24 protein-coding genes and 1 pseudogene are annotated in these 26,586 nt (G+C 53.5%); 12 read left to right on the top strand and 13 right to left on the bottom strand.

The annotated features are described in order from the left end of the window. Positions 1-28 precede the first annotated feature (28 nt). From O1V65_RS21620 to O1V65_RS21610, 3 genes and pseudogenes are all read left to right on the top strand, one after another. Positions 29-1,107: pseudogene (locus O1V65_RS21620) on the top strand (tartrate dehydrogenase). A gap of 187 nt (positions 1,108-1,294) precedes the next feature. Beyond that, positions 1,295-1,912 (top strand): phosphatase PAP2 family protein, encoded by a 618-nt coding sequence (locus O1V65_RS21615; RefSeq protein ID WP_017491517.1) that lies wholly within the window; start codon positions 1,295-1,297, stop codon positions 1,910-1,912. A 269-nt stretch (positions 1,913-2,181) separates the two neighbouring features. After that, a complete protein-coding gene (locus O1V65_RS21610; protein WP_017491516.1) occupies positions 2,182-2,931 on the top strand; it encodes a DUF3053 domain-containing protein in 750 nt (249 codons plus the stop codon). 29 nt (positions 2,932-2,960) lie between these two features. On the opposite strand, the gene O1V65_RS21605 is transcribed toward O1V65_RS21610, so the two are convergent. After that, positions 2,961-3,314 (bottom strand): helix-turn-helix domain-containing protein, encoded by a 354-nt coding sequence (locus O1V65_RS21605; RefSeq protein WP_017491515.1) that lies wholly within the window; start codon positions 3,312-3,314, stop codon positions 2,961-2,963. 449 nt (positions 3,315-3,763) lie between these two features. On the opposite strand from O1V65_RS21605, the gene O1V65_RS21600 reads away from it, so the two are divergent. Then, positions 3,764-4,891, top strand: coding sequence for an efflux RND transporter periplasmic adaptor subunit (locus O1V65_RS21600; RefSeq protein ID WP_017491514.1), 1,128 nt, complete (start codon positions 3,764-3,766; stop codon positions 4,889-4,891). A 14-nt stretch (positions 4,892-4,905) separates the two neighbouring features. Beyond that, positions 4,906-8,064: a multidrug efflux RND transporter permease subunit OqxB gene (gene oqxB, locus O1V65_RS21595; protein ID WP_017491513.1), complete on the top strand. Its 3,159-nt coding sequence runs from the start codon at positions 4,906-4,908 to the stop codon at positions 8,062-8,064. A 108-nt stretch (positions 8,065-8,172) separates the two neighbouring features. Here the strand turns inward: oqxB and O1V65_RS21590 are convergent, their stop codons facing one another. Both O1V65_RS21590 and O1V65_RS21585 read right to left on the bottom strand, forming a co-directional pair. After that, a complete protein-coding gene (locus O1V65_RS21590; protein ID WP_017491512.1) occupies positions 8,173-8,634 on the bottom strand; it encodes an RrF2 family transcriptional regulator in 462 nt (153 codons plus the stop codon). A gap of 324 nt (positions 8,635-8,958) precedes the next feature. Beyond that, the gene (locus O1V65_RS21585) at positions 8,959-10,254 is read right to left on the bottom strand and encodes an NCS2 family permease (protein ID WP_017491511.1); all 1,296 of its coding nucleotides are present in this window, start codon (positions 10,252-10,254) and stop codon (positions 8,959-8,961) included. 322 nt (positions 10,255-10,576) lie between these two features. Here O1V65_RS21585 and O1V65_RS21580 point away from each other — a divergent pair, with 322 nt between their 5' ends. Beyond that, positions 10,577-11,482: a LysR family transcriptional regulator gene (locus O1V65_RS21580; RefSeq protein WP_026110478.1), complete on the top strand. Its 906-nt coding sequence runs from the start codon at positions 10,577-10,579 to the stop codon at positions 11,480-11,482. Between the two features lie 4 nt (positions 11,483-11,486). Here the strand turns inward: O1V65_RS21580 and O1V65_RS21575 are convergent, their stop codons facing one another. Further along, positions 11,487-12,506 (bottom strand): transporter, encoded by a 1,020-nt coding sequence (locus O1V65_RS21575; RefSeq protein WP_017491509.1) that lies wholly within the window; start codon positions 12,504-12,506, stop codon positions 11,487-11,489. 204 nt (positions 12,507-12,710) lie between these two features. Between O1V65_RS21575 and ppk2 the strand changes: the two genes are divergently transcribed. After that, positions 12,711-13,634: a polyphosphate kinase 2 gene (gene ppk2 / locus O1V65_RS21570; protein WP_017491507.1), complete on the top strand. Its 924-nt coding sequence runs from the start codon at positions 12,711-12,713 to the stop codon at positions 13,632-13,634. Between the two features lie 44 nt (positions 13,635-13,678). Here ppk2 and O1V65_RS21565 read toward each other — a convergent pair whose 3' ends face one another. Further along, positions 13,679-14,566: a LysR family transcriptional regulator gene (locus O1V65_RS21565; protein ID WP_017491506.1), complete on the bottom strand. Its 888-nt coding sequence runs from the start codon at positions 14,564-14,566 to the stop codon at positions 13,679-13,681. Between the two features lie 118 nt (positions 14,567-14,684). On the opposite strand from O1V65_RS21565, the gene O1V65_RS21560 reads away from it, so the two are divergent. Further along, complete coding sequence (locus O1V65_RS21560) at positions 14,685-16,229, top strand: MFS transporter (protein ID WP_227955761.1); 1,545 nt, start codon at positions 14,685-14,687, stop codon at positions 16,227-16,229. Here O1V65_RS21560 and O1V65_RS21555 read toward each other — a convergent pair. Continuing rightward, positions 16,223-16,387 (bottom strand): XapX domain-containing protein, encoded by a 165-nt coding sequence (locus tag O1V65_RS21555; RefSeq protein WP_017491504.1) that lies wholly within the window; start codon positions 16,385-16,387, stop codon positions 16,223-16,225. The two genes, O1V65_RS21560 and O1V65_RS21555, sit on opposite strands and share 7 nt — an antisense overlap. A gap of 21 nt (positions 16,388-16,408) precedes the next feature. Then, positions 16,409-16,951, bottom strand: a complete 543-nt coding sequence (locus O1V65_RS21550) for an NADPH-dependent FMN reductase (RefSeq protein ID WP_017491503.1) — start codon at positions 16,949-16,951, stop codon at positions 16,409-16,411. A gap of 114 nt (positions 16,952-17,065) precedes the next feature. On the opposite strand from O1V65_RS21550, the gene O1V65_RS21545 reads away from it, so the two are divergent. After that, a complete protein-coding gene (locus O1V65_RS21545; RefSeq protein WP_017491502.1) occupies positions 17,066-17,839 on the top strand; it encodes an AraC family transcriptional regulator in 774 nt (257 codons plus the stop codon). Here the strand turns inward: O1V65_RS21545 and O1V65_RS21540 are convergent. Next, on the bottom strand, positions 17,836-18,723 hold the full coding sequence (locus O1V65_RS21540) for a LysR family transcriptional regulator (protein ID WP_017491501.1): 888 nt from the start codon (positions 18,721-18,723) through the stop codon (positions 17,836-17,838). The two genes, O1V65_RS21545 and O1V65_RS21540, sit on opposite strands and share 4 nt — an antisense overlap. Positions 18,724-18,932: 209 nt before the next feature. On the opposite strand from O1V65_RS21540, the gene O1V65_RS21535 reads away from it, so the two are divergent. Further along, positions 18,933-20,255, top strand: a complete 1,323-nt coding sequence (locus tag O1V65_RS21535) for a CitMHS family transporter (protein ID WP_017491500.1) — start codon at positions 18,933-18,935, stop codon at positions 20,253-20,255. A 97-nt stretch (positions 20,256-20,352) separates the two neighbouring features. Here the strand turns inward: O1V65_RS21535 and O1V65_RS21530 are convergent, their stop codons facing one another. The 4 genes from O1V65_RS21530 to exbB all read right to left on the bottom strand — a co-directional run bounded on the left by O1V65_RS21530 (position 20,353) and on the right by exbB (position 23,169). Beyond that, positions 20,353-20,832: a cold-shock protein gene (locus O1V65_RS21530; RefSeq protein ID WP_017491499.1), complete on the bottom strand. Its 480-nt coding sequence runs from the start codon at positions 20,830-20,832 to the stop codon at positions 20,353-20,355. A 151-nt stretch (positions 20,833-20,983) separates the two neighbouring features. Next, positions 20,984-21,637: a DNA oxidative demethylase AlkB gene (gene alkB / locus O1V65_RS21525; RefSeq protein ID WP_017491498.1), complete on the bottom strand. Its 654-nt coding sequence runs from the start codon at positions 21,635-21,637 to the stop codon at positions 20,984-20,986. A gap of 115 nt (positions 21,638-21,752) precedes the next feature. Then, entirely contained in the window at positions 21,753-22,184 is a 432-nt protein-coding gene (gene exbD, locus O1V65_RS21520; protein ID WP_084913076.1) for a TonB system transport protein ExbD, read from the bottom strand. A gap of 7 nt (positions 22,185-22,191) precedes the next feature. Next, positions 22,192-23,169: a tol-pal system-associated acyl-CoA thioesterase gene (exbB, locus tag O1V65_RS21515; RefSeq protein WP_225741552.1), complete on the bottom strand. Its 978-nt coding sequence runs from the start codon at positions 23,167-23,169 to the stop codon at positions 22,192-22,194. 306 nt (positions 23,170-23,475) lie between these two features. Here exbB and metC point away from each other — a divergent pair, with 306 nt between their 5' ends. Together metC and O1V65_RS21505 are read left to right on the top strand one after the other, a co-directional pair. After that, positions 23,476-24,663, top strand: a complete 1,188-nt coding sequence (gene metC / locus O1V65_RS21510) for a cystathionine beta-lyase (RefSeq protein WP_017491495.1) — start codon at positions 23,476-23,478, stop codon at positions 24,661-24,663. 187 nt (positions 24,664-24,850) lie between these two features. After that, positions 24,851-25,513 (top strand): DedA family protein, encoded by a 663-nt coding sequence (locus O1V65_RS21505; RefSeq protein ID WP_017491494.1) that lies wholly within the window; start codon positions 24,851-24,853, stop codon positions 25,511-25,513. Here the strand turns inward: O1V65_RS21505 and O1V65_RS21500 are convergent. Next, positions 25,510-26,439, bottom strand: a complete 930-nt coding sequence (locus tag O1V65_RS21500; RefSeq protein WP_165428838.1) for an AraC family transcriptional regulator — start codon at positions 26,437-26,439, stop codon at positions 25,510-25,512. The genes O1V65_RS21505 and O1V65_RS21500 overlap by 4 nt on opposite strands. Positions 26,440-26,586: the final 147 nt, after the last annotated feature.

The following is a 26,586-nucleotide window of genomic DNA, read 5'->3' as shown; positions in this document are numbered from 1 at the left end:
TAAATTAAAACAGCAGAAGGCCTACAGCATGTCTGAAAGAACACACAAAATCGCCGTTATCCCCGGTGACGGCATCGGTAAAGAAGTGATGCCTGAGGGCATCAAGGTGATAGAGAAAGCGGCGGCAAAACATGGTATTAACCTGGAATGGCAGGGGTTCGATTTTGCCAGTGCCGACTACTATCTCGAGCACGGAAAAATGCTGCCAGATGACTGGTATGAAACGCTGAAGGGGTTTGACGCTATCTATTTCGGGGCAGTCGGTTGGCCCGATGTGGTGCCAGATCACATTTCACTGTGGGGCTCATTATTGCAGTTCCGACGTGAGTTCGATCAGTACGTTAACCTGCGCCCGGTACGCCTGATGCCAGGCGTAAAAGCACCGCTTGCAGGAAGAAAGCCGGGTGATATCGATTTCATGTCGTGCGGGAAAATACCGAGGGTGAATACTCTAGCGTGGGCGGGATAATGTTCCCCAATACAGAGCGTGAGGTGGTTATTCAGGAGACGGTAATGACGCGAACAGGCGTCGACCGTATTTTGAAATATGCCTTCGAACTGGCGCAAAAAAGACCGAAAAAACATCTTACCTCGGCGACAAAATCTAACGGTATTGCGATTACCATGCCCTACTGGGATCAGCGTGTCGTAGAGATGGGTAAAAATTATCCTGAGGTTGATGTCGATAAGTATCACATTGATATTCTCACCGCGAACTTCGTACTTCACCCTGACTGGTTCGACGTAGTGGTCGCCAGCAACCTGTTTGGCGATATTCTTTCGGACCTGGGTCCCGCTTGCACAGGCACTATCGGCATTGCTCCCTCAGCCAATATTAATCCCGAGGGACTGTTCCCAAGCCTTTTCGAGCCGGTTCACGGCTCTGCCCCAGATATTGCGGGCAAGGGGATCGCTAATCCGATTGGTCAAATATGGTGTGGTGCCATGATGTTGGAACATCTCGGCTATGAAAAGGCAGGCGCAGAAGTATTACAGGCGATTGAAAAAGTATTGAGCAGAGGCGCAGACGAAGCCCCACTGACGGGCGACCTCGGCGGTAAGGGAAATACGCGTGAGTTAGGTCAGGCGATTGCCGACGCCCTGTAAAGCACGCGAAAAATGTGGCTATAAATCAACCGCCTCTTAGAGTGAGAATAAACTGCGGTAAAATATGATTTATCTGATGCTGAGTGAAGGTCATTTTGCTTTCACTCAGTGTCCCCCTACTGATACACTTCCTCTTATTACAAATCTTTTTTAAACATAAAGTTAGATTTAATTAAGGGGAATCCTATTGTCTTGGAATAGCCTGACTTATTTTGGCGACAGTATGCTATTGCTGCCGAGCGGGATAATTATCGCCTTATTTATGGCATGGAAAGTAACGGGCAGACTCACTCCCTGGGCCTGGTTATTTACTTTTGGCCTCACCGGCTTCATCGTCAGTGTTTCAAAACTGCTTTTTCTCGGCTGGGGAATTGGCAGCGCAACCTATGATTTTACAGGTTTTAGCGGGCATACCACAATGTCAGCCACCTTCTGGCCGGTATTAATGTGGCTCCTGAGCGGTGGCTATCGCCGCGGCATCCACCGCACGATGATAGTCATCGGCTATCTCCTGCCCGTTATGATTGGAATAAGTCGAGTGGTGTTGCAGGCGCACTCGCCAAGCGAAGTGATTACCGGCTTGATTTTGGGACTCTCTGCCAGCAGCCTGTTCCTCTATGCTCATCGCCATCAGACGGTGAAACATTTTACGCTGCCACAGCTGGCCATTATGTTGATCTTGCCCATTATTTTGCTGAGCACCGGCCATAAGGCCACCACTCAGAACATGATTGAACAGCTCGCGGCCTATATTACCGGCCATCCACCGTGGACTCGCGCACAGCTGCTGAGTGAACTGCATTAACGCCCTCTTCTCCGGCATCGCTTTTCCATTCACGATGCCGGAAATCTTCCCAGCCTAACGTCTCATTACACCACTTTCTTATTGCTGTTAAATACCTGCCATTTCTCCTTGATGAAAGCGTCTATTTCACGTTGAAAACGCTCGGCAGAAAACCTCAATGCATTTAGAAAAAACAACGCCTAGGGTCACTCTGTCGATGAAAGGACATAAATTGCCCCCTTGAGCTAAGGTAAATAATGAGGGAACTGCAGAAGAGGAGAAGGTAAGTCATGGGCGTATTTGCATTAACTAAGTTCAAACTACCCGTTAAGCAGGGAAAGAAGCCGTGGAGGCTAGTGATAACCAGCCTGCTGTTGGTGCTGGTAACAGCGATTGCAGGCTGCGGAGATAAGGAGCCTGCACAGCGTAAAGCCTTTATCGACTTTTTACAGGCGCAGATTATTACCGCACAGGGAACGAATCTTCCTGCACTGACGCAGGACCAGAAAACGGCCTTCGGTAAGTACATCAAAGACTACGCGGTGATGAGGGATTTTCATCAGAAAATGGAAACAGAGCTTAACTCTTCGCTGGTACCGGTATTTAGCAGTATGAATGCGCTAACGTCAGTCAATGCGTTACTTCAGCAACGAGACGAGCTGCAGAAAATGGCAGATAAAAGTCCAAGGTGGCTTGAAGAAACAAAATTGCTGCAGGTTCAGACCGACGCGCAGAGAGAGGGGCTGAAACAGCCTGAAGATCTGAAAAAAACCTATGACCAGGCCTATAACAAAGTTGTTTCACAGCCCTCTGCGGCGGCAGAACAGATATTCACGCTGCTGCCAGAAGTCTTGAAAAACATTGTTGTTAAGGCCGATTTCATTAAAAGTCAGGGTAAAACTGTCACTATTTCTGGTAACACCTTGCAGTTTGCCAACCAGGCTCAGCTGGATAAATACAATGCGATTCAGAAAAAGTTGTTGCCGCTAAATGCGCAGCTAATGGCCTTAAGCCGAGAGTTGCATCGCGCAGCCGAGTAATGCGGCGGCAGTTTGCCGCCCAAAATGCATCAGTGGCAAGCATGTGCCGCAGGCTGGCCATTTTCGGCTCGACGCCAATCCCCCGGCGTTTGGCCGAACTGACGCTTGAAGCTGCGGGTGAAAGACTGCTGTGAGTCGAACCCCAGTGAAATTGCAACACTGACGATGGTTTCACCGCTGCTGGCTAGCATATCCGCCGACTTTTTCATCTTCTGGGCACGAATATACTCGCCCATCGGCAGCCCGGTATGCTCTTTAAACATGCGCTGCAAATGCCAGCGTGAATAACCTGCACGTTTGGCCACGGTTTTAATATCCAGGCGTTCTTCGAGGTTGTTATCGATCCAGTCGATCAGATCGTGAATAAAATCTTCGGTTTTCATGTCCGCTCTCCCGCTGTGTTTTTTTTGCCCTCGCAAGAGAGCCTGTGCTAAGGCTGACGCAGTTTTGAATAAAATGCAAGTTTTACTATTGCATTTAATTTTTCGATTGCGGATAGTTACACATCAAAACAAATCGCCATAAAGAATAGCACATAAAGTGCAACAATAATTCTTGCACTTTACTAGGCCACTCCCTACAATCGCCATGAAATAGTGTATCAGTAATTGATACCTTATTGTGCCTATGACAGGTGCAAATCCGCATAAAAATATCAGTCAAAGGACTCATCGCCGGTGGACAGGACCGGGGAGGACTGCCTGATAGCGCGTGTTCATCGCAATAGATACCGGACATTAAAACAATGATTAGCCTGCAAAATCCTTTCGTGATACCAAGCGAGCGTCGCTCTGGTACGCATCTTGCTCTCCCCCTTTCAGGGATAGCGTTGATGGTTGCTTTACTTTCAGGGTGTGACAACAGCGTAGCGCAGAGCTCAGCTCCGCCTGCACCGGCCGTCAGCGTGGCCGCCGTAGTGGTAAAACCAATCAAACAGTGGGACGAGTTCACCGGCCGGGTTGAGGCGGTGCAAAGCGTTCAACTTCGCCCTCGTGTCTCAGGCTACATCGACAAAGTAAACTATGTCGAAGGCCAGGAAGTAAAAAAAGGCCAGGTGCTGTTTACCATCGATGACCGTACCTATCGTGCAGCACAGGAGCAGGCTCTGGCCCAACTGGTGCATGCCAAAAATCAGGCCAATCTCGCTCGTAGCGAATCGGCTCGCACTGAAAAACTGGTGGGTTCCGAGGCGGTATCCAAAGAACTTTGGGAACAGCGTCGCGCCGCCGCCGCTCAGGCCCAGTCTGACGTGTTGGCCGCACAGGCCCAGCTGGATATGGCTCAGCTCAATCTCGATTTCACCCGCGTAACCGCCCCGATCGACGGCAAGGCCAGCCGCGCAATGATAACCGCCGGCAATCTGGTGACCGCCGGTGACAGCGCCAGCGTGCTAACCACCTTAGTCTCACTCGATAAAGTTTACGTCTATTTCGACGTCGATGAAGGCACATTCCTGCGTTATCAGGCCATGGCTCGCGACGCAAAGCACAACAACGCACCGCTGCCGGTACACGTTGGACTGGTCGGTGAGGAGGGGTATCCGCATCAGGGGATGCTCGATTTCACCGATAACCAGCTTACCGCCAGCACCGGTACCATCCGCATGCGCGCCTTGCTCGATAACGGCGACCGCAGCTTCACGCCCGGCCTGTTCGCGCGCGTGCAAATGCCCGGCAGTCCTATGTTTAGCGCTCTGTTAATCGATGACAAGGCGGTGTTGACCGATCAGGACCGCAAATATGTTTACGTGGTCGACGGGAGCGGCAAAGCAGAACGTCGCGACATTCAGATGGGCGCAATGTCCGGCGGACTGCGCATCGTGCAGCAGGGTCTGAAAGCAGGCGATCGGGTGGTAGTCGACGGCGTGCAGAAGGTCTTTATGCCGGGCATGTCGGTCAACGCGAAAAACGTGGATATGGCGAGAAACTTAACGCCAATTGCCTCTGAACAAGCACAATAACAGGACGCCGTCTCATGGACTTTTCCCGCTTTTTTATCGACCGGCCAATCTTTGCCGCCGTCCTGTCGATTCTGATTTTGGTCACCGGGGCGATAGCCATACCGCTGCTGCCGGTGAGCGAATACCCAGACGTCGTGCCGCCAAGCGTGCAGGTTCGCGCCCAATATCCCGGCGCGAACCCGAAAGAAATCGCTGAAACCGTCGCTACGCCTCTGGAAGAGGCGATCAACGGCGTCGAAAATATGATGTACATGAAGTCGGTCGCGGGCTCCGACGGTGTCCTGGTCACCACCGTGACCTTCCGCCCTGGAACCGATCCCGATCAGGCGCAGGTTCAGGTGCAAAACCGCGTTGCGCAGGCTGCGGCACGGCTGCCAGAGGACGTACAGCGCCAAGGCGTGACGACCCAGAAGCAGTCGCCCACCATGACGCTCGTGGTGCATCTGTATTCACCCTCCGGCAAATACGATTCACTGTACCTGCGTAACTACGCCACGCTGAAAGTCAAAGACGAACTGGCACGTTTGCCCGGCGTCGGTCAGGTGCAGATTTTTGGCGCGGGTGAATATGCGATGCGTGTCTGGCTCGATCCCAATAAAGTGGCCGCACGTGGCCTGACCGCCTCGGACGTCGTCACCGCAATACGTGAACAAAACGTGCAGGTTTCTGCCGGTCAGTTGGGCGCAGAGCCGATGCCGAAAGACAGCGACTATCTGCTGTCTATCAATGCCCAAGGCCGTCTGAAGGACGAAACCGAGTTCGGCAATATCATTCTGAAAACCAGTGAGGACGGCTCCATCGTGCGGCTGCGAGACGTCGCTCGTATCGAGATGGGTTCGGGCAGCTACGCCCTTCGCTCTCAGCTCAACAATAAGGACGCCGTGGGGATCGGTATTTTCCAGGCACCGGGTGCTAACGCGATCGATTTGTCGAACGCCGTACGGGCCAAAATGGCCGAACTGGCGACCCGCTTTCCTGATGGGCTGACCTGGCGCGCGCCGTATGACCCGACGGTATTCGTGCGTGACTCCATCAGCGCCGTAGTGCATACCCTGCTCGAGGCGGTGGTATTGGTGGTGCTGGTTGTCATCCTGTTCCTGCAAACCTGGCGCGCGTCGATTATCCCGCTGCTCGCGGTGCCAATTTCAGTGATCGGTACCTTTAGCATTCTGTATTTGCTGGGTTTTTCACTGAATACGCTCAGCCTGTTCGGGCTGGTGCTTGCAATCGGGATAGTGGTCGATGACGCCATTGTGGTGGTGGAAAACGTCGAGCGAAATATCGAGGAAGGACTGGCCCCGCGCGAGGCGGCGCATCAGGCAATGCGCGAGGTGTCGGGTCCTATCGTCGCGATTGCGCTGGTGCTCTGCGCCGTATTTGTGCCGATGGCGTTTTTATCCGGCGTAACCGGTCAGTTTTACAAACAGTTTGCGGTGACTATTGCCATCTCCACTGTGATTTCAGCGATTAACTCCCTGACGCTGTCACCGGCATTGGCGGCGATACTGCTGAAGTCTCACGGCGCACCGAAGGACGTACCAACGCGGATTATCGACCGTCTTTTTGGCTGGCTCTTCCGTCCGTTTAACCGCTTCTTTAACGCCAGTTCGCATCGTTATCAAAGCGCAGTGTCCAAAACGCTGAGCCGTCGCGGTGCCGTGTTTGTGGTCTACGTTCTGCTGCTGTGCGCCGCCGGATTAATGTTTAAAACCGTGCCGGGCGGATTCATCCCTACGCAGGACAAGCTGTACCTGATTGCCGGGGTCAAAATGCCCGAAGGTTCGTCGCTGTCACGTACCGACGCAGTAGTTCGTAAAATCAGCGCTCTGGGCCTGCAAACCGACGGCGTGATTGACGCGGTTGCCTTCCCGGGACTTAACGCACTGCAGTTTACCAATACGCCGAATACCGGCACGGTGTTCTTCGCGTTGAAACCGCTGAGCGAACGCAGCCGCACGGCGGCGCAGATTAACGCCGAGATCAACGCCAAGCTCTCTCAGATTCAGGAAGGCTTTGCGTTCTCGATAATGCCACCGCCGATCCTCGGACTAGGCCAGGGGTCGGGTTATTCTCTTTATATTCAGGACCGTGCGGGGCTGGGATACGGTGCGCTCCAGTCGGCGGTAAACACACTGTCGGGCGCCATCATGCAGACGCCGGGTATGAGCTTCCCGATTTCGGCTTATCAGGCCAACGTGCCGCAGCTGGAAGCGAAGATTGACCGCGACAAAGCCAAGGCACAGGGTGTGTCGCTCAACGAGCTGTTCAGCACGCTACAGACCTATCTGGGGTCGTCATACATCAATGACTTCAACCGTTTTGGTCGCACCTGGCAGGTCATCGCGCAGGCTGACGGGCCATTTAGGGAAAGTGTGGAAGACATTGCCAATCTGCGCACTCGCAACGACAAGGGTGAAATGGTGCCGATTGGCAGCATGGTCAACATTACGACTACCTATGGGCCGGATCCGGTGATCCGCTACAACGGTTATCCAGCGGCGGACCTGATTGGCGACGCCGATCCGCGCGTGCTGTCGTCTTCACAGGCGATGACCGAGGTCGCATCAATGGCGAAGAATCTGCTGCCTAACGGCATGAATATCGAATGGACAGACCTGAGCTACCAGCAGTCTACGCAGGGCAATGCGGCACTCATCGTCTTCCCGATGTCTGTGCTGCTGGCATTCCTGGTGCTGGCCGCGCTGTATGAAAGCTGGACGCTGCCGCTGGCAGTGATCCTCATCGTCCCCATGACCATGCTGTCAGCGCTGTTCGGCGTCTGGCTGACCGGCGGGGACAACAACGTCTTCGTCCAGGTTGGACTGGTGGTGCTGATGGGGCTAGCCTGTAAGAACGCCATTCTGATCGTCGAGTTTGCCCGCGAGCTGGAAATTCAGGGCAAGGGCATAATTGAGGCCGCACTCGAAGCCTGTCGACTGCGTTTACGTCCGATTGTGATGACCTCGATTGCGTTTATTGCAGGGACTATCCCGCTGATTCTCGGCCACGGTGCCGGGGCGGAGGTGCGCGGTGTGACCGGGATTACCGTATTCTCGGGCATGCTCGGCGTGACGCTGTTCGGTCTTTTCCTGACGCCGGTATTCTACGTCGCTCTGAGGAAGTTGGTCAGCAGAAAGGCGCAGCCTGAAGCCGAGGCGGTAACCCTGAGCTAATGCAAACGCTTAAGCTGTAGAAACAACAAGGGGACTCGCCTGGCGGCGAGTCCCCTTTGTTTTAATCAGGAAAGGATGTTGAGCGGCAAACAGGTTGAGCCTGAAGCGCTATTTAGCGGCCAGCTCTTCGCCGCCACAGCTGTAGCTGCCGTTGCGTTCGAACTCGTTTAGCGCGTCGGCGACAGTGTATTTCGCCAGTACGGCCATCGAGGCCTCTTCAGCTTCATAGACCACGGACTTAAAATAGCCGCAGGCGTTGGCGCTCACCAGACACTTGGCCGACCCTTCTGGTCGGGCCGCCCACAGGCGTTTGTCTTCGATGACGCTGGTATAAATATCACGCAGCGTAATGGATTCTGCCACGCGGCCAAGGCGGATAGAACCGGTCCTGCCAAGCGTTGAAACGATGATCCCTTGATGCGTCAGGGGCACCATCAGCTTGCGTATAAAGCTGGGATTAGCTTCCAGGCTCGCTGCCAGAGTCGCACTGGTACAGCGCTGTCCTGACTTTTCAGCCAGTGCCACACTAAAGACCATCTGCATTGCTGTCGGAAAGCGAAAATCTAACATGTCGTTATCCTGGGAAAGCGGTATCAAAAATAAACTCTTTCGACTGATAAAAAACTCACAGACGAAGTGGTCAATAATATAACAAAAGCTGGAGTATTTTTGAAGTTTGGTCAGCACAGAAAGGCCTAAAAGCGGGGAGTTTTAATCGCAAATTGCGAGCACGGCGGCCCTTTAGCCGCTTTTAGGGTCTATTGGGTCAAGGGCACGCGCCTTATGTGCAGGGCAGCGGCCCAGACCTGCCAGTGGGACTTTCAAGGCGGGAGCCGTTTGGATTGCCCCGCCTTGTTCTCGCGCTAAAAATGCAATTTAACAATAAATTGTCATTTAAGCGCTCAACCATCCCAGCTTGATAACAAACAGAAGCGACAGAATAACCAGTGCGGCATTCAGTTCACGCGCACGGCCGCTCAGCAGTTTCACCAGTGTCCAGGTGATAAAGCCGAACGCGATACCGTTAGCAATCGAGTAGGTCAGTGGCATCGTCAGGGCAGTTACTGTAACCGGTGCGGCAACGGTGATGTCTTTCCAGTCGATCTCGGCCAGGCCCGAGGTCATCAGTACCGCGATGAACAACAGCGCAGGCGCGGTTGCAAATGCAGGCACGCTGCCCGCCAGTGGCGCAAAGAACAGGCTCAGCAGGAACAAGATAGCCACTACGATAGCGGTCAAACCGGTACGGCCACCGGCTTCAACGCCCGCCGCCGATTCAATGTAGCTGGTGGTGGTCGAGGTGCCCAACAGTGAGCCAAACAGCGCGGCGCAGCTGTCGGCAAACAGCGCGCGACCCATCTTAGGAATGTTGCCCTCTTCGTCTGCCAGACCCGCACGCTTGGTGACACCAATCAGCGTACCGGAATTGTCGAACACGTCGACGAACAGGAAGGCGAACACCACGCTAATCAAGCCAACGTTGAAAGCACCTTTGATGTCCAGCTGCAGGAAGGTTGGTGCGATGGAAGGCGGCATAGACATCACGCCACCGAACGGAGTATAGCCCAGGGCGATAGCCAGAATGGTCACCGCCAGAATACCGATTAACACGGCGCCGGTAACGCGACGCGCTTCCAGCACCACAATGATGATAAAGCCAAGCATCGCAAACAGCGGTGCAGGCTTGGTCAAATCACCCAGCCCCACCAGCGTGGCCTGATTGCCAATCACAATACCAGAGCCTTCAAGCGCGATGAGCGCCAGGAACAAGCCGATACCGGCGGCAATCGCCGAACGCAGCGGCATAGGAATGCTGCGAATGATCCACTCGCGGATTTTGAAAATAGATAACGCGAAGAAAATACAGGCCGAGAGGAATACTGCACCCAATGCGATATGCCAGTTATAGCCCATATGCAGCACGACGGTGTAGGTGAAGAAGGCGTTCAGGCCCATGCCTGGCGCCAGCGCAATAGGGTAGTTTGCAATGAATCCCATCAGCGCGGAACCGATTGCGGCAGCAAGACAGGTAGCAACAAATACCGATCCTTTGTCCATGCCGGTAGCGCCAAGAATAGAAGGGTTTACGAACAGGATATATGCCATGGCCAGAAATGTAGTCAAGCCTGCCAATATCTCAGTGCGCACGTTAGTGCGATGAGCTTTGAGTTTAAATATTTTCTCTAACATTAGATTTCTCTCGGTCGCGTTGTATGAATACACGCTTGTTATAAGTTTTGTTTTTCAAAACACGTCCGCGAGCCAGGAGTCCAGATGCCATAGATTCGTCCGGCCCTTAATAAGACACACGGAAAGTACTGCGTGTTTTGACGAACCCTGTCATCACTGCCTGTTAATTTATAGCTTACTTGTTTACTTACCACCCGACTTGTATAAAAAACGTCTGATGTGACTGTTTTACAAAGAAGCACCGTACAATCTAGGAAAAACGGGTGATGCAGTCCATAATAGATATCTCACTAATTCACTGCAAAAATTAGTACACCCTCATATGTCGCCATTTTCTCGCTTTTCACAATACTTTGTTGAAGTCGCCCGTACCGGAAGTTTGCGTAAAGCCGCCGAGACGCTGCACGTCTCGGCATCGGCAATTAACCGGCAGATTCTGCTCGCCGAACAGACCATGGAAACGCCGTTATTTGAGCGCTTGCCGACCGGTCTGAAATTGACGTCAGCCGGTGAGATGCTCTTTGATGATATTAAACGCTGGCGCAAAGAGTTTATTCGCACCCGCGAAAGATTTGATGAAATGCAGGGATTACGCCGAGGACACGTCAGTATTTCTATTATCGCCGCGCTCAGTGAGGGCATGGTCGCGCAGCTGATTGCCGATGTAGGTAAAGAATTTCCGTATCTGACCTTTAATATTCGCATTGAGGAAAGCCGCAATATCAGCGAGCACGTTAGCTCTTCGGAGGTTGACTTCGGCCTGCTGCTCGACCCTGTCGAGCACACCGGTCTCGAGGTGCGCGCCTTCGCCGAACTGCCGATTGGCATTGCCATGCCGGTGGGTCATCCGTTAGCGCATAGAAAAATGCTGTCATTCAGCGATATCACCGAGTATCGGCAAATCATCCCGGCCGAACCGCTGATGATCAACGCCCGCGCCAAACTGCTTTACAACCGCTATCAGCTGCATGAGACGCCATCGATTGTCTGTAATGATGTGAGAATGATGCGTGAATTGATCCGCAAAGGTGCCGGCGTTGGCGTACTCAGCCTGCTCGACGTGTTTCCCGATTTACAGGAAAAACGCCTGGCCTTCGTGCCGCTTCAGGGACACAGCGTCAAGCCGCTGACGCTGGCGCTTTGCGTCGCGCCTCGTCGTCAGCTTTCTCGCGCGGCGCAGATTGTGATTCAGAAAATGATCGTGATGATGGAAAGCATCGCGCTGTAGTGTCTCAATCATCATCCCGTTTACGCAGCGCGAACCAGCCAGCAATCACCGTAAATAGCGCAACAACCAGCACCAGCAGCACAAAACCGTGCGGGTTGGAGGCCAGCGGAATACCGCCGACGTTCATACCAAAGAACCCCGCGACGATATTGATAGGCAGTGCGAGCACGGTGATCACGGTCAGCACATACAGCGAGCGGTTGTTCTGCTCCATCTGACTCGAAGAAATCTCCTCCTGAAGCAGGCGAATACGCTCCGTCAACCCTACCAGGTCATTTAACACTACGGTAAATTCTTCGGCAAACTGGCGCAGATCCCTGACTACTTCGGCGCTGAGCCAACGCGGTGGGCGGTTCATCAGACGAAATAACGCCGCCGGTTCCGGTGCCAGTAGGCGCTGAAAACGCAGCAGTTGGCGTCGCATACGCCCGAGCCTTGTGCGGTTCTTCTTAACCAGTCCGCTGAGTAGACGCTCCTCAATCTGATCGACATACTGGTTTGCCTGACGCACGATATGCTCCAGCACGTCCTCCTGCTCTTCCAGCAAATGCACCAGCAGCGAAGTTGGCGAGGTCGGTGCCAGAGTTTCAAGCTTGTGAAACAAACGCTCAATCAGTCGCAGAGGTTTATGACGTGCAGTAATCACCAGACCGGTGCAGCAATAAAGCCACAGCGTCGCCGTCTCTTCGCCAGAGCCGTCCTCCTTAAAGTTGGCGTCATTAAGTACCGCAAACAACACGTTATGCTGACTCTCGATGCGCGTGCTGTGTGAACCGTTGCGGATCTCCTCGAAGAAAAACTCCTCGATATCAAACTGCTTTCTAAGCCATTTTTCGGAGGCCGCATGATTAAGATTGATGTGCAGCCAGAGGAAGCCCGGGGTATCTTTTTGCTGCTGATATTCGGCCTGGATCTGTCCCGACGTTATCCGCCTTGGCGTCTGATGTTCCTTAAAGACAAAGCCATGGATTAATCCCGTAACCTCATCGGTAAAGTCTACTTTATGCGATTTTTCTTCCAGCATGGTTTATCTGTATTAACCGGGAACATCGCTTAATTACGCCATTTGCCAGGATAAAATCAACCCCTTTATGCCGCGAAAATAAATAAAAATACCAATATAAAACAGAAATTTAACCGTCATCTTTCCGTCATAAAAATGCCACATTTGGTACGAATAATCTTAGGGGATTAATTGGCATTCGGCATGACTTTGAGGGAAAGCGTTATGGCTATGCACGAGAATGGTTCACCCGGTGAATTCACCTTTAACCAACGCTTATTACAAGAATTTTATGACAGCTACGACGAAGAGCTGGAAATGGAACTGGACGACCGACGCCTGGGTGACGGGGAGCCGGAATGCGACGACCAGAAAGCCTGGCGTAAGCAGTATTTCCGTGAGCTGCTGCGTTTGCAGGGCGAGCTGGTAAAAATGCAGGACTGGGTGATGCGAACCGGTCACCGTATGGTCATTATCTTCGAAGGACGCGATGCCGCAGGGAAAGGCGGCGTAATCAAACGCATAACTCAGCGACTTAATCCGCGCACCTGTCGGGTTGCCGCCCTCCCCGCTCCTAACGACCGGGAACGCACACAGTGGTATTTTCAACGCTATATCGCCCATCTCCCGGCAGCGGGCGAGATGGTGCTGTTTGACCGCAGCTGGTACAACCGCGCCGGTGTTGAAAAAGTCATGGGATTTTGTAGCGATCAGGAATATGAAGAATTTTTCCGCAGCGTGCCTGAGTTTGAAAAAATGCTCACCCGCAGCGGGATCCAGATAGTCAAATACTGGTTTTCCATCACCGATGAAGAGCAGGAACTGCGCTTCTTAAGCCGCATTCACGATCCGCTGAAGCAGTGGAAACTCAGCCCGATGGACCTTGAAAGCCGCCGCCGTTGGGAGAATTATACCGCAGCGAAAGAAGTGATGCTCAAACGCACCCACATCGAAGAGGCGCCGTGGTGGATTGTTCAGGGCGTCGACAAGAAGAAAGCGCGTCTCAACTGCATTAGCCACCTGCTGGCACAGGTGCCTTACGAAGAGATGGAAGCACCAACCATCACGCTGCCGAAACGCAACTACAGTGACGACTACAAGCGCACTCTTCTGCCTGACACCATGATCGTACCCGATCTTTACGATTAATCGGCGCCTGACTCCCCGATCCTGCGCAAAAAAGCAGGATCGGTTTATATTTCGCTTAACACCCGTTTTTCGGTTAGAAAATCGATAAACACTCTAATCTTGGGCAACAGATGACGGCTGCTAGGCCAAACCATGGAAAACTTTCCGGCTTCGTCCAGATAGTCCCCCAATACCGACACTAGCGCACCCGACGCCAGATACTCCTTCACAATAAACTGGGGTGCATAAGTCAACCCAATCCCTCGTAGCGAGGCCTGCAGTAAACCTTCAAGATTGTTAAAAGAAAGAGAGCTGGGAATGCTTTCCGAAAAGTCGTTATTGAAGTCCCAATTCTGCAACTGCCCATTTTTAGGAAAGCGATAGCGTAAACAGTGGTGCTGTTGCAAATCAGCGGGCGTTTGGGGAAGCGGATGACGCGCAAAGTAATCAGGGCTGCCGATAATGACAAAGCGAAACGGCCCGAGAGTGCGTGACATCATCTCGGAGTCGGTCAGCTCACCGCTGCGTATGGCGATGTCCAACCCTTCGGCGATGATGTCCACCATGCGATCGCTGAAGTCTAGCTCCAGCTCAATCTCGGGATAGCGTTGCATAAACTCAGACAGGTAAGGCAACAGCATGCGATAGCCAATCGCCGGCAGGCCGACGCGCAGCTTACCGCGCGGCTGGGCCGACAGGCGCGACAGCTCGAATTCGGCCTCTTCCATTTGCGACACAATGGCCTGACAGCGCTCAAAAAACAGCAGGCCTTCGTCGGTCAGACTGATGCGCCGCGTGCTGCGGTTAAACAGTCGGACGTTAAGCCGCGACTCAAGCCGTGCTACGCTCTTTCCTACCGCCGAGGCGGAAATTCCCAGCCGCTCACCGGCGGCGGTAAAGCTGTGGCACTGCGCCGCTCGCACGAAGGCCAACATGCCGTTGATATTATCCATACTCACTTCCGACCCTTTATTAGAGCGCTTTTGTCCTTAATCATCGGACAACAAGCCCATTTCCGTCAAATTTAAGACATTTTATCATCAGGCAATATCACCTTTTCTGGAGAAGCCCATGAGTAATCCTTCTATTGCCGCCGCGCCAGCAAGCAAAACGCCGGTGCTGGTCGCCGTTTGTCTGGCGGGTATTATTCTGCCGTTGAGCTTTGTCAGCGGCTCGATAGCCACGCCGGTTATCAGCCGCGAACTCGGCGGCAGCGCGCAGGCGTTGAGCTGGATAACTAACGCCTTTATGCTCAGCTTCGGCTGTTTCCTAATGGCCGCCGGATCGCTTGCCGACGAGGTCGGGCGCAAAAAGGTGTTCATCTCCGGCGTTTCGTTGTTTGCCCTGCTCTCCGGGCTGATTGGCTTCAGTTCGAGCCTGCTGTGGATTGATGTGATGCGCGCCTTACAGGGCGTTGCCGCCGCCGCAGCGCTGGCGGGCGGTTCGGCGTCTTTGGCGCAGGAGTTTGGGGGCCGTGCACAGATGCGGGCATTCAGCATGCTCGGTTCCAGCTTTGGCATTGGATTAGCGTTTGGCCCTTTTCTGGCGGGCCTGCTCATCGCGCACTTCGGCTGGCGGGCGGTGTTTCTCTCCTCAATGGTTATCGCTCTGCTGTCGCTGTCGATTGGCGTCTCTCGCCTGCGCGAATCAAAAAACCCTGATGCAGCGGGCATCGACTGGCCCGGTACGGTGCTTTTTACCGCTATGCTGGCGTTGCTGACTTGGGCGCTGATGGCTATTCCGGCTCAGGGCGCAGACAGCGCGCTGGTGCTGAGCCTGTTGGCGGCGACCGTCGTGCTGCTGGTGCTTTTTGTAGGGGTCGAAAAACGCGTCAAACACCCGATGCTTGACCTGTCGCTGTTCCGCTATGCCCGCTTCATTGGCGTGCAAGCGCTGCCACTGGCCACGGCTTTTGCTTTTGTGGTGCTGCTGGTGCTGCTGCCAATGCAGTTTATCGGCGTTGCCGGAATGACTGAACAACAGGCCGGATTGATGATGATGGCGCTGTCGCTGCCGATGCTATTTGTGCCTATGTTTGCGCCATTGCTGACCCACTGGATTTCTGCCGGGCTGGTCTGCACCCTTGGCTTGCTGATTTCCGCCGTCGGGCTTGGCTGGCTGAGTCAGGCCATTCTTCATCAGAATATGCTGGGGGCGTTGGTGCCGATGGTCGTTATCGGCGTCGGGATAGGCCTGCCGTGGGGACTGATGGACGGCCTGTCGATAAGCGTAGTGCCTAAAGAACGCGCCGGTATGGCGACGGGAATATTCAGCACCACGCGCGTCGCGGGTGAAGGCATTGCCCTGGCCATCGTCGGAGCGATGTTGGCGGGGTTTGTCGGTCATGGGCTACAAAAAATCGTTCCTGTCACCCACTCGGCCTCGGAAAGTCAGGCGATTCAGCGTCTGGCAACCGGTGATTTGTATCAGGCAAGTCTTGCGCTACCCAACGTCAGCGCTTCACAGCTTACGTTGATCTACGCCGACGCGTTTCATCAGCTGCTGCTGTGGCTAGCGGCTATCACGCTGGTCTCTGCGGTGATTGTCTACGCGGCGCTATGCCTGAGAAAATCCCCTGCCACAGCCAGCGAACCGCTGTGTGAAAGGGATCAGTGAAGCCAGGCGGCGACCGACCTGAAAATCACGCTGCCGAGAAATACGCCTGCCGCACCGACGATGCCAACCAGCGTCGGCGGTGCCGGCAGCGGCAGTTTCAGCCAGGAAAAAAACAGCCCGACCGACAGTCCGGCAAGCAACGCATAGAAAATCTGCATGGTTATCTCCCAGCCTGAGGATTAGATTCGTGCCACAAACTGGCTCAGAATCTTCTGCGTAAAGGTACGAGTTACCTCATCAGTGAGCTGGCCGTCGCTGACCTTCTGTCCGATAAAGGTGATGGCCACTTCAGGCAGGGGATCCAGTTTGCAGAGCATAGCTGCCAGCGTTTCGCGCAGCTGATACTGCGCTCTGACCCCGCCCAGCGCGCCGGGGGAGAGTGTGGCGAACATGACCGGTTTACCGACCATGCAGCTGGTAAAGGCCGGGCGCGACAGCCAGTCGAGGGCATTTTTCAGCACGCCGGGGATCCCGTGATTGAATTCAGGTACCACCATCAGCACCGCATCGGCGCTGGCAATCAGGTCGCGCGCCTGATGAACCTGAGCGGGACCCACGGGAGAATCGAGATCCTGGTTATAATGAGGCAGTTCGCCAATGTCCAGACTGACGAACTCGGAACCCGCAGGCAGCATATCGGCCAGTGAGTTCAGGACAATCTTGCAGTAGGAATCGGCACGCAGGCTGCCGGCCATGCCAACAATACGCAGGGGTTTAGTCATAATATTTTCCTTTTTAAATGGCGCTCCACGTCGTGAGCGGCGAATAAATGGCATTATGACGCTATCAGTGATAAAAACATTCGCATAACTGACAATAAGCTTTGAGGTTATGCCATGTCTGCTTTTACCCCGCTGGAAGCCAAACGCTTTACCCATTCAGCAGGAACACAGGTTGCGGAACACCGCCATCCGCAGGGGCAGCTGACCTTCGTGACGCGCGGCACCTCATCGATTACCACGCGCGACGGTTGGTGGCTCGCTCCGCCGGGTCGTGCAATCTGGGTGACGCCAGACGTGGCCCACGCGGCATCCTACAGCGAATTTTCAGATGTGATCCAACTGCTGATTTCCCCGCAGCACTGCGTTTCACTGCCGCAAGAATGCCAAACCTTGCAGGTGTCAGATTTGCTGCGCGAACTGGCTCTCGAGGCGCTGACCTTTACGGCTCCCGGCCGCAACAATGACGATATTCCCGCCATCTGCCAGCTTATCGTCCACCAGCTCAGTGCCGCCAGTGCAGGTATCGCGCTGTTTATTCCCAAGGGGCAAGATCGCCGCTTACGGCAGATAACCCACCTGCTTCAGCAGGATCCGGGCAATAATTATTCCCTCGAACAGGTCGCTGAACGCTCAGGTTGCAGCCCGCGCACACTGGCGCGTCTGTTTCAGGCTGAGACCGGCATGACCTTCACCCGCTGGCGCGATCGTTTACGCGTCGTGAGCGCCGTTGACCGGCTCTCACGCGGGCAGAACATCACCCAGGTTGCGCTGGAACTGGGCTATCAGAGCCCAAACAGCTTCTCGACCATGTTCACCCGCCTGTTGGGTGAACCGCCGCGACGCTTTATGAATCGGCTGATGCAGGCTAAAAACAAGGAATCCAGTTAGAGATTTTTATAATCTTGAATCACCTCAATCACTCGCTGAGCGGCAGGCGACAGCGTATTTTCAGCCAGATAGGTGATACCGAAACTGCGCGCCATAATGACATCGTCATTTTTGACCCTCACCAGGCGTGAGGCGAAGACTTCCTCAGACAGGCTGTTTTCCGAGATAAAACTGAGCAGGCCGCTTTCGGCGATAAGCTCCGGCGCGGCGGCCAGCGAGCTGATTTCGATCCGCACGTCGAGCGCCGGGCAGTGATTGTCGAAGAAATATCGGTCGAGCCATTTGCGCATTGCCACACTCTTGGCAGGCAAAATCCAGCCACAGCGACTAAGCTGCGCAGCGGTAGCCTCTTTCCCGGCGAGCGGATGATTTCTACTGGCGGCGACCACCACGTGGTCTTCTGTCACTGGCACGGTAATTACCGGCTTGTCGCCCTTGACGATCGGGCCGAGAATGAAGTCCAGCTCGTTGCGCCCAAGCATGCCGTACAGTACGTCGTTCATGCCAATCTGAATTTCGAGCTTGATGTTCGGTGCCAGCAGCTGCATCTCACGGCACACCGCAGGCAGCAGAAACTGAGTTGCCGATCCCGCACTTCCAAGGCGAACCACGCCCGACAATCCTGCGCCCATCTCGGCGATTTGGCGCAGTGTTTCATCGAATCCGTTTTGTAAAACTAACCCGCGTTGATAGAGCAAACGCCCGGCTTCGGTCAATTCCAATCCACGCCCCAGACGTTTAAACAGACGGGTTTGGCAAAGCTTTTCGAGGCGAGCAATAGATTTAGATAAGGCAGGCTGAGTTAAATTAAGATTCTGTGAGGCATATCCCAAATGCTTGAGCTCTGCCACTTTAAGGAAGTATATCAAGTCTTTGTTATTCAACTGCTATTCCTTAAATTCATCGATTCTATAAAATAATATATTAGACGTAATCGATTCCCACAACAATAATCGGTTTACCACGTGCGCACTGAAAAACCAACGGAATATACGATTTGAAATAAAATGTAACTTCCTGTTTTATCTTAGTTAAAAACTAGAAGAAATAAACAGGTTTTGCAAAGAATAAAGAATCAAAAAAGGAAAAACTCATGTACCTTGCCTTAATAGGTTATATTCTCATAGCCTTCTTGATGTTTTTCTTGATTAAGGGAAAAGCAGCGCCAATATCTTTATTTATATTCTTATCCGTTATCGCGGGATTTGTTGCAGGATATTCCCCAACGTTAATGAATGAGTATATTATTAAAGGCGTAATGCAAACTGCGCCAAACGCCGTTCTCTTTACCTTCTCGATTATTTTCTTCAGTATTATGACCGAGGCTGGCGTATTTCAGCCCTTGGTCAATTGGCTGACGAAAATTGCCGGAAATAACGTGGTGGCCATTGTTACCGTCACCGGTATTATCGCACTGGTCGCTCACATCGATGGTTCTTCGGTGCCCTCTGTCCTCATTACCATCGGTGCGATGCTGCCGGTTTACCAGAAGATGAAAATCCGCCCCGTGGTGTTGCTTTGCCTGCTGGCCTGCGGCATGGGCGTGACCAATATAACCCCGTGGGCTGGGCCTCTGGCGCGCGTTGCCGCCGTTTCAGGACTTGACGTTAACGCGCTTTACCACCAATTGATCCCGGTGCAAATCATCGGTTTAGTCTGCGTACTGGTGCTCGGCGTGGTGCTAGGTTTTCAGGAAAAAAAGCGTATCGCCAACAACTTGCCTATTCCTGAAAATCTTGAAGAGCCAAGCAAAAATGTGGCCGACAGCGCGCACTCAACCATTGAAAGCGGCCGCCTGAAATTTAGTATTAATGTCTTATTAGTCATTGGCGTAACGCTGTTACTGCTGGTCACTCACCTTCAGGCCTATGTCATATTTATGTGTGCCTTTGCCGCAGCTATGCTGCTGAATTACCCGTCTCTGAAGGGTCAGGAAGCCGTCATGAAAAAATATGCCTACGGTGCATATATGATTTCGGGTACGGTGATGGCCGCCGGGGTATTCGTCGGTATATTAAGTGGTGGTGGAGATAAGTCTATTCTGACCCAAATGGCGGATATTGTATTAGCTATTATGCCGAATTACCTGGGTCCACACTTGCATATTATTATGGGGATCGTCGGCGGTCTGGTCGGTTTCGTTATTGGTCCCGATGCCTTCTTCTATGGTATCTATCCGCTGGTTGCCAAGGTGGGTACACACTTCGGCGTGTCGTGGCAGGAGATGGGGCTAACCATGGTCGTCGGCAAGAACATCGCGATGATGATAAGCCCGGTATTTGCGACCACCTATCTGGCTCTGGGCCTTACCGGTGTTGAGCTGCGTGACCACATTCGCTACTCGTTCGTGCCGGTTTCGGTGGTGTCGCTGATTATGGTGTTCTCGCTGGTATTGACTGGCACTGTGCCGCTGTAAAACAGCATGCCCAAGGAGAGGGGGAAATCTAACCGGTTTTAACAGAAACCGTCAGCGTCGAAAGACCTGACGGTTTTATGCATCTGAAGGCAAGAAATTACAGCGCTTTGAGGATCTTAATCGTCGCGTCGATGTCTATCTCGTCTTCAGAGAAGGTGTAGGTACTGTTCTGGAAGGTGGTAATCAACAGCTTCTTGATGGTACGGGTTGTCGCCTTGGTCTCTTCGTCTTTTGGCTTGATGCGGTTCATCAACAGGCCAACAGACAGAACGGCGTTCTCTTTATCGATTGTAGAATCCGCAGGCACTTCTTCACTGAAGGCCAGGAACGACTTGATGCTGGTTATCTTGATGCGCTCACCGGCAATGTGAATAAATTTGCTCTCTGGCATCACTTTTACCGCAAAGGCCGACAACCCTTTGGTGTTGGTGGTTGGCTCAAAGGTCACCACGGCATCTTTCTTGATCAAATCAGGATTGGCGACTTTAATCACATGGAAATAACGATTATCTCCGTTTTCATCTTTGATAAAGCCAAAACCTTTATCTTCAAACCAGGTTGTGATTACACCGTTCATCGCTCTTACCGCCTAATAAATTCGTTCAAAAATGCCTGTTAATCCCGTCCGTCTTTCACAAAGTGAGGGGGAAAACAGTGAAGTCGCCTAGTTTAATGCACATTGCCCGCGAAGTCCTGCGCTTTGCGCGTTCACTCATGTTTATAGAACGCTAAACGGCTTTGCGAAAGGTCAGATTAAAGCGGTACTGTCCGGTCAACGGATGTTCACCCGCCTTCAGCGGCAAAATTCCGTGATAGCGCAGTCGCGCTGGACCGCCCCACACCACGATGTCACCGTGGGTCAGGTTGACGCGCTGAGTTTTATCGCTGCGCTCCATACCGCCAAATTGGAACACCGCAGGCAGGCCGAGCGAGATAGAGACTATCGGCTGGCCAAAGTCCTCCTCGTCTTTGTCCTGATGCAGCGACATCTTGGCCCCAGGCTGGTAGCGGTTGATAAGGCAGGCATCGGGCTGAAAGTCTTTGAAACCGGCCTCCTCCGCTGCGTGCACGGCGAGGGTACGGAAGATGTCGGGCATTGCGGGCCAGAGGCGGTGGGTTTCGGGCGAAGTAGACTGATAGCGATAACCACGACTGTCAGTGACCCAACCGAGATCGCCACAGTTAGTCATCGCGACCGACATCGCATAGCCACCGGGGGTAGCACGATACTGAAACGGCACCTGAATGGCGATATTCTCAATCGCCTTGAGCAGCTCGCGGTCATCGGCCAGCGCCGCACCACGCAGCACGACTGCGCCTGGGCACAGGTCTTCACGCCAGCTTGGGTGGAAATCCGGGTGATCGAAGAGATCCAGATTCATGCGTCCTCCTTCCAGCTTAATCAGTCTCAAGTATAACAGCCCCGCGCGCGGGCAATAAAAAAGCCCGGGACATTATCCTGTCCCGGGCCTCGATACTCAGCGTAGCGTGCGCGAGTTAACCTGTTGCCGCACCGTTTTTCTCTTCACCGACTAATCCAACCTTCAGGTATCCGGCGGTTCGCAGGTTATCCATCACGCTCATGATGGTCGCGTAATCGACAGACTTGTCGGCGCGGAAGAAGATGGTCGTCTGCTTGTCACCCTGTGTGCGCTGGTCGAGCAACGCCTTGAGGCTGCCAGGCTGAACAGGACTGTCACCGAGGAACATCTGGTTGTCGGCTTTGACCGTCAGGAAGACAGGCTTCGGCGGTCTCGGCTGCGACTGCGCGGTAGATGCGGGCAGATTGACCCGCACATCTACCGTTGCCAAGGGTGCTGCAACCATAAAGATGATCAGCAGAACCAGCATAACGTCGATAAACGGCGTGACGTTAATGTCATGCATTTCGCCGCTTTCATCGAGGTCGTCGTTCAAACGAATGGCCATGATTGACTTACCCTACGCGTAACTGATGACCCGCCTGAGCGCGCGGTGCCTCTTCTGCACTTGCCGCGAGGTCCAAATCACGGCCCTGCAGCAGCAGAATCTGGGCCGCCACGTCGCCAACCTGATGACGATATGACGCGATGGTACGGGCGAAAATGTTGTAGATAACCACCGCCGGAATGGCGGCAATCAGGCCCACGGCTGTGGCCAGCAGTGCTTCTGCAATACCCGGTGCGACTACGGCCAGGTTAGTGGTCTGTGTCTGAGCAATCCCGATGAAGCTGTTCATAATGCCCCACACGGTGCCGAACAGGCCGACGAACGGAGAGATTGCCCCGATAGTCGCCAGAATACCGTTACCACGCCCCATGTGACGGCCCGCGGCGCTCACGCGACGCTCAAGGCGGAAACCGGTGCGTTCTTTAATGCCGCCGTTGTCAGTAGAACCGGCAGACAGCTGTAGTTCGTTTTCAGCGTCGCGCAGCATCTGGCTGCTTACGCTATTGGCCGAGAAGCCTTCTGACTGTTCCAGCGCTTCCTTCAGCGAGCGTACCGGCAGCAGTGCCGCCAGTTCACGACGCAGGCGACGTTTACCTGAGAACACTTCAGCGCCCTTGCTGAAAAGCAGGGTCCAGGTTACGACCGAGGCCAGCAGCAGGCCAATCATCACGATTTTCACCACGATATCAGCATGCTGATACATGCCTAATACGGAGAGGTCTTTTGGGATCGCGGGGACTTGCGGGTCTTGAGCAGGCGTTGCGCTAATATCGATACCGTTAGTGCTTTGCAGCAAAGGTGCCGCGCTACCATCGGTTGAGGTGGCCGCAGGGGCTGCCGATGCCGAGGTCGTCGTGGAAGGGGTAACCGCATTGGCCGCGTTCGAAGAAGGCGTCGCCCAGGCGCTACCGGTTAATCCTGCCATCAGCACCAGTGAGGTCAATACAGTACCGATTTTTGCTGTACCGCTTTTACGCGTACTCATCATCTGTTTTACATCCGTCAAAAATGACACCGCTTTGTTCATCTTAATGCGACACGTTTGCACGCAGCGCCTCCAGCCGTGATCAAAGGATTGAATAATTTACTCGCGGCAAATGATAACAAATTAAAAGCCATAATTGATAGTGGTTATCATTATTATTTACATTCCGCAGTAGCCTGAAAAGTAAACACTCTTACTCATATGAAAAATCTTCACACATCGCGCCAAACCCATGACCCTGCGCGGAGGCCATGCTAACGTAATAAAAATGCCAGATGGCAGGGTTAACAAGGTGAAATTTTTCTTATGACGTCCAGGAAGATTGAAACTGCGCTGGTGAGTGCAGGAAGAGATAAAAAATTTACCCAGGGTTCGGTTAATGCAGTTATCCAGCGCGCGTCTTCGCTGATGTTTGAGTCCGTTGCGCAGAAAAAGTTCGCGACCGCGAATCGGGCCAACGGCGAGCTGTTTTATGGACGTCGCGGAACGCTGACCCACTTCTCCTTCCAGGAGGCGATGGTCGAACTTGAAGGCGGTGCGGGCTGCGTGCTTTATCCGTGTGGCGCAGCGGCGGTCAGCAACGCGATTCTGTCGTTCGTGAACACCGGCGATCACCTCCTGATGGCCAGCTCGTCCTATGAACCGACGCAGGACTTCTGCTCGAAAGTGCTGACCCGGCTGGGCGTTAGCACGACCTATTATCCGGCCTCGATTGGCGCAGACATTGCCAGCATGGTCCAGCCCAACACTCGCGTGCTATTCCTCGAATCACCGGGCTCTATCACTATGGAAGTGCCTGATATCCCAACGATCGTCAAGGCCGTACGCGACGTATCTCCTGAGGTTATCGTGATGATCGACAACACCTGGGCGGCGGGCATTCTGTTCAAGGCGCTTGAATTTGATATCGATATCTCGATTCAGGCGGGCACAAAGTACATCGTCGGCCATTCGGACGCGATGATTGGGACCGCCGTTGCCAACGAACGTTGCTGGGAACAGCTGCGCGAGCAGTCCTATCTGATGGGGCAAATGGTCGATGCCGACAGCGCCTACGTCGCCAGCCGTGGCCTGCGTACCATGGGCGTTCGTCTCAAGCAGCACGCGGAAAGCAGCCTGCGCATCGCCGAATGGCTCCAGACCCGACCTGAGGTAGCACGCGTCAATCACCCTGCTCTGCCAGGCAGTAAAGGGCATGAATTCTGGAAACGTGATTTCACCGGCAGCTGCGGGTTGTTCTCCTTTATTCTGTCCAAACGCCTGACCGACGACCAGCTTGCCCACTATCTCGACCACTTCGAGCACTTCGGTATGGCCTATTCGTGGGGCGGATTTGAATCGCTGGTGCTGGCTAATCAACCGGAAGAGATCCAGGCCATTCGCCCAGGTGAAGAGGTTGATTTCACGGGGACACTGGTTCGCGTGCATATCGGGCTGGAGCACTGCGACGACCTGATTGCCGATTTAGAAGCGGCCTTCGCGCGCATTGCCTGATCTTAATCAAATGATTGCGACAAACCGCGCAAAACCTTACTTATCTGATAGGATGGTGCGCGGTTTTTGAACATAATACGTTAAATACTTATAAAGATTGTTGATACTCTTTTTTTAATCGTGACGTTGGGGAGCGATTCGCGATCCTGAATTCTCACGTTTTTGCAGCAACCAGACAGGAAAGCCTATGGCGGTATTAACACAAATTCTTCATGCTTTATGGCAACACGACTTTAGCGTCTTGGCGAACCCCAACGTTTTATGGGTGGTCTACGCGGTGCTGTTTGCCACATTGCTTCTCGAAAATGGTCTGATTCCTGCTTCATTCCTGCCCGGCGACAGCCTGCTGCTGCTCACTGGTGCGCTGGTTTCCAAAGGTGTCATGAGCCTGATCCCCACGCTGATTATCCTGATTGTCGCTTCAGCCCTGGGCTGCTGGCTAAGCTATCTGCAAGGTCGCTGGCTGGGGCACACGCGCGTAGTAAAAGGTTGGCTGCTTCAACTGCCCGCCCAGTATCATGACCGTGCCCATGCCCTCTTCAATAACCACGGATTAGCCGCCCTGCTCGCGGCGCGGTTTATCGGCTTTGTCCGCACCCTGCTGCCCACTATTGCCGGTATTTCTGGCCTCGAAAACCGTCGTTTTCAGGTATTCAACTGGCTGAGTGCAGTGCTATGGGTGGGGGTTATCATGGGCATGGGTTATGCACTGTGCCATATTCCTTTCGTGCAACGTCACGAAGACAAGGTTATGGCAGGCTTGATGATTTTACCTGCCCTGCTCCTGGTCACCGGACTGGCCGGCGCGCTGCTGGTCGTATGGCGTAATCGCCATAAAATCGCCTCTTAAGAGCCGAATACCGTTTCGGTAATGGTCTGCGAGTTTACCTCACGCATGCGGGCGATTTCGTCGCTCGGCGTAACGCCAAAGTAGCGTTTAAACTCGCGGCTAAACTGTGAGGCACTTTCATATCCCACGCTGATGGCCGCACTGCTGGCTTTCACGCCGTCGTAGATCATCATTGCCCGCGCCTTGTGCAGACGATAATTCTTCAGATACTGCAAGGGCGAGGTGCTGGTGACGGCCTTGAAATTGTGGTGGAACGCCGAGACGCTCATATTAACGTCACTGGCCAGCTGCTCAACGCTGAGCGTCTCGGCATAGTGATTCTCAATCTTGCGCAGTGCCTTGGTTATCTGGCTGAAATGCGTATGACGATTCACCAATGCCTGCAACGCACCGCCATTTTCACTGGTCAGAATAAAAAACAAAATCTCACGAATGATCTGTGGGCCGAGCACCTTGGCGCGCAGCGGCTTGTCCATCACGTCTAGCAGACGCTCGCTGGCGCAGAGAATGTCCTCATCGAGCAAACCCGAAGTGATCCCCGAAGACTGGTCCGGCTGATGCGGGAACCCTTCATCGCCCATTTCCATCAGAAGGTCCTGCAACATACCGGGATCGATGCGGATAGACACGCCGGTTACCGGCCTCTCTGGTGTACCAAAGGTCTCGCATTCGAACGGCAGCGGAACGGTCAGCATCAGGTAATTCTTGGGATCGTAGGAAAAGGTTTTGTTGCCCAGATAGCCAATCTTGCTGCCCTGAAACACAATCGTGACGCTGGGGTTATACATCACCGGCTGCCGAGCGTGATAGCTCGAGTAACACATCAGCGTTGCCTGCGGCACGCTAGACTGAAATTTGGGAGACGTCTCGGTCAGCCGCTCGACTTTTTTTGCCAGTTCGGCGCACAGGCTTTCAACATCTTGCATGACTCTTCTCCGAATAAAACAAACTGGCAATGATTCTGCCATAACTCTTATGATTGCTATAGCAGCTTGCAGGATTAGGCAAGTTTTAAACAGGAATATGCATTATAAAAATTCGCCGGGTCCGCCAGAGTCTTTCTCTGAGCAGGT

The sequence above is a fragment of the Rouxiella badensis genome, from assembly GCF_026967515.2.
Classification (GTDB): Bacteria; Pseudomonadota; Gammaproteobacteria; order Enterobacterales; family Enterobacteriaceae; genus Rouxiella; species Rouxiella badensis.
The sequence above is the reverse complement of the archived record's forward strand: the minus strand, read 5'-3'. Positions and strand labels throughout refer to the sequence as shown.

What these genes read in the sequence shown, in the direction of transcription:
- O1V65_RS21610 (WP_017491516.1), top strand. Translation starts at nt 2,182, where the DNA reads ATGGGCGTATTTGCATTAACTAAGTTCAAACTACCCGTTAAGCAGGGA.
- O1V65_RS21605 (WP_017491515.1), bottom strand. Translation starts at nt 3,314, where the DNA reads ATGAAAACCGAAGATTTTATTCACGATCTGATCGACTGGATCGATAAC.
- O1V65_RS21600 (WP_017491514.1), top strand. Translation starts at nt 3,764, where the DNA reads ATGGTTGCTTTACTTTCAGGGTGTGACAACAGCGTAGCGCAGAGCTCA.
- oqxB (WP_017491513.1), top strand. Translation starts at nt 4,906, where the DNA reads ATGGACTTTTCCCGCTTTTTTATCGACCGGCCAATCTTTGCCGCCGTC.
- O1V65_RS21590 (WP_017491512.1), bottom strand. Translation starts at nt 8,634, where the DNA reads ATGTTAGATTTTCGCTTTCCGACAGCAATGCAGATGGTCTTTAGTGTG.
- O1V65_RS21585 (WP_017491511.1), bottom strand. Translation starts at nt 10,254, where the DNA reads ATGTTAGAGAAAATATTTAAACTCAAAGCTCATCGCACTAACGTGCGC.
- O1V65_RS21580 (WP_026110478.1), top strand. Translation starts at nt 10,577, where the DNA reads ATGTCGCCATTTTCTCGCTTTTCACAATACTTTGTTGAAGTCGCCCGT.
- O1V65_RS21575 (WP_017491509.1), bottom strand. Translation starts at nt 12,506, where the DNA reads ATGCTGGAAGAAAAATCGCATAAAGTAGACTTTACCGATGAGGTTACG.
- ppk2 (WP_017491507.1), top strand. Translation starts at nt 12,711, where the DNA reads ATGGCTATGCACGAGAATGGTTCACCCGGTGAATTCACCTTTAACCAA.
- O1V65_RS21565 (WP_017491506.1), bottom strand. Translation starts at nt 14,566, where the DNA reads ATGGATAATATCAACGGCATGTTGGCCTTCGTGCGAGCGGCGCAGTGC.
- O1V65_RS21560 (WP_227955761.1), top strand. Translation starts at nt 14,685, where the DNA reads ATGAGTAATCCTTCTATTGCCGCCGCGCCAGCAAGCAAAACGCCGGTG.
- O1V65_RS21555 (WP_017491504.1), bottom strand. Translation starts at nt 16,387, where the DNA reads ATGCAGATTTTCTATGCGTTGCTTGCCGGACTGTCGGTCGGGCTGTTT.
- O1V65_RS21550 (WP_017491503.1), bottom strand. Translation starts at nt 16,951, where the DNA reads ATGACTAAACCCCTGCGTATTGTTGGCATGGCCGGCAGCCTGCGTGCC.
- O1V65_RS21545 (WP_017491502.1), top strand. Translation starts at nt 17,066, where the DNA reads ATGTCTGCTTTTACCCCGCTGGAAGCCAAACGCTTTACCCATTCAGCA.
- O1V65_RS21535 (WP_017491500.1), top strand. Translation starts at nt 18,933, where the DNA reads ATGTACCTTGCCTTAATAGGTTATATTCTCATAGCCTTCTTGATGTTT.
- O1V65_RS21530 (WP_017491499.1), bottom strand. Translation starts at nt 20,832, where the DNA reads ATGAACGGTGTAATCACAACCTGGTTTGAAGATAAAGGTTTTGGCTTT.
- alkB (WP_017491498.1), bottom strand. Translation starts at nt 21,637, where the DNA reads ATGAATCTGGATCTCTTCGATCACCCGGATTTCCACCCAAGCTGGCGT.
- exbD (WP_084913076.1), bottom strand. Translation starts at nt 22,184, where the DNA reads ATGGCCATTCGTTTGAACGACGACCTCGATGAAAGCGGCGAAATGCAT.
- exbB (WP_225741552.1), bottom strand. Translation starts at nt 23,169, where the DNA reads ATGAGTACGCGTAAAAGCGGTACAGCAAAAATCGGTACTGTATTGACC.
- metC (WP_017491495.1), top strand. Translation starts at nt 23,476, where the DNA reads ATGACGTCCAGGAAGATTGAAACTGCGCTGGTGAGTGCAGGAAGAGAT.
- O1V65_RS21505 (WP_017491494.1), top strand. Translation starts at nt 24,851, where the DNA reads ATGGCGGTATTAACACAAATTCTTCATGCTTTATGGCAACACGACTTT.
- O1V65_RS21500 (WP_165428838.1), bottom strand. Translation starts at nt 26,439, where the DNA reads ATGCAAGATGTTGAAAGCCTGTGCGCCGAACTGGCAAAAAAAGTCGAG.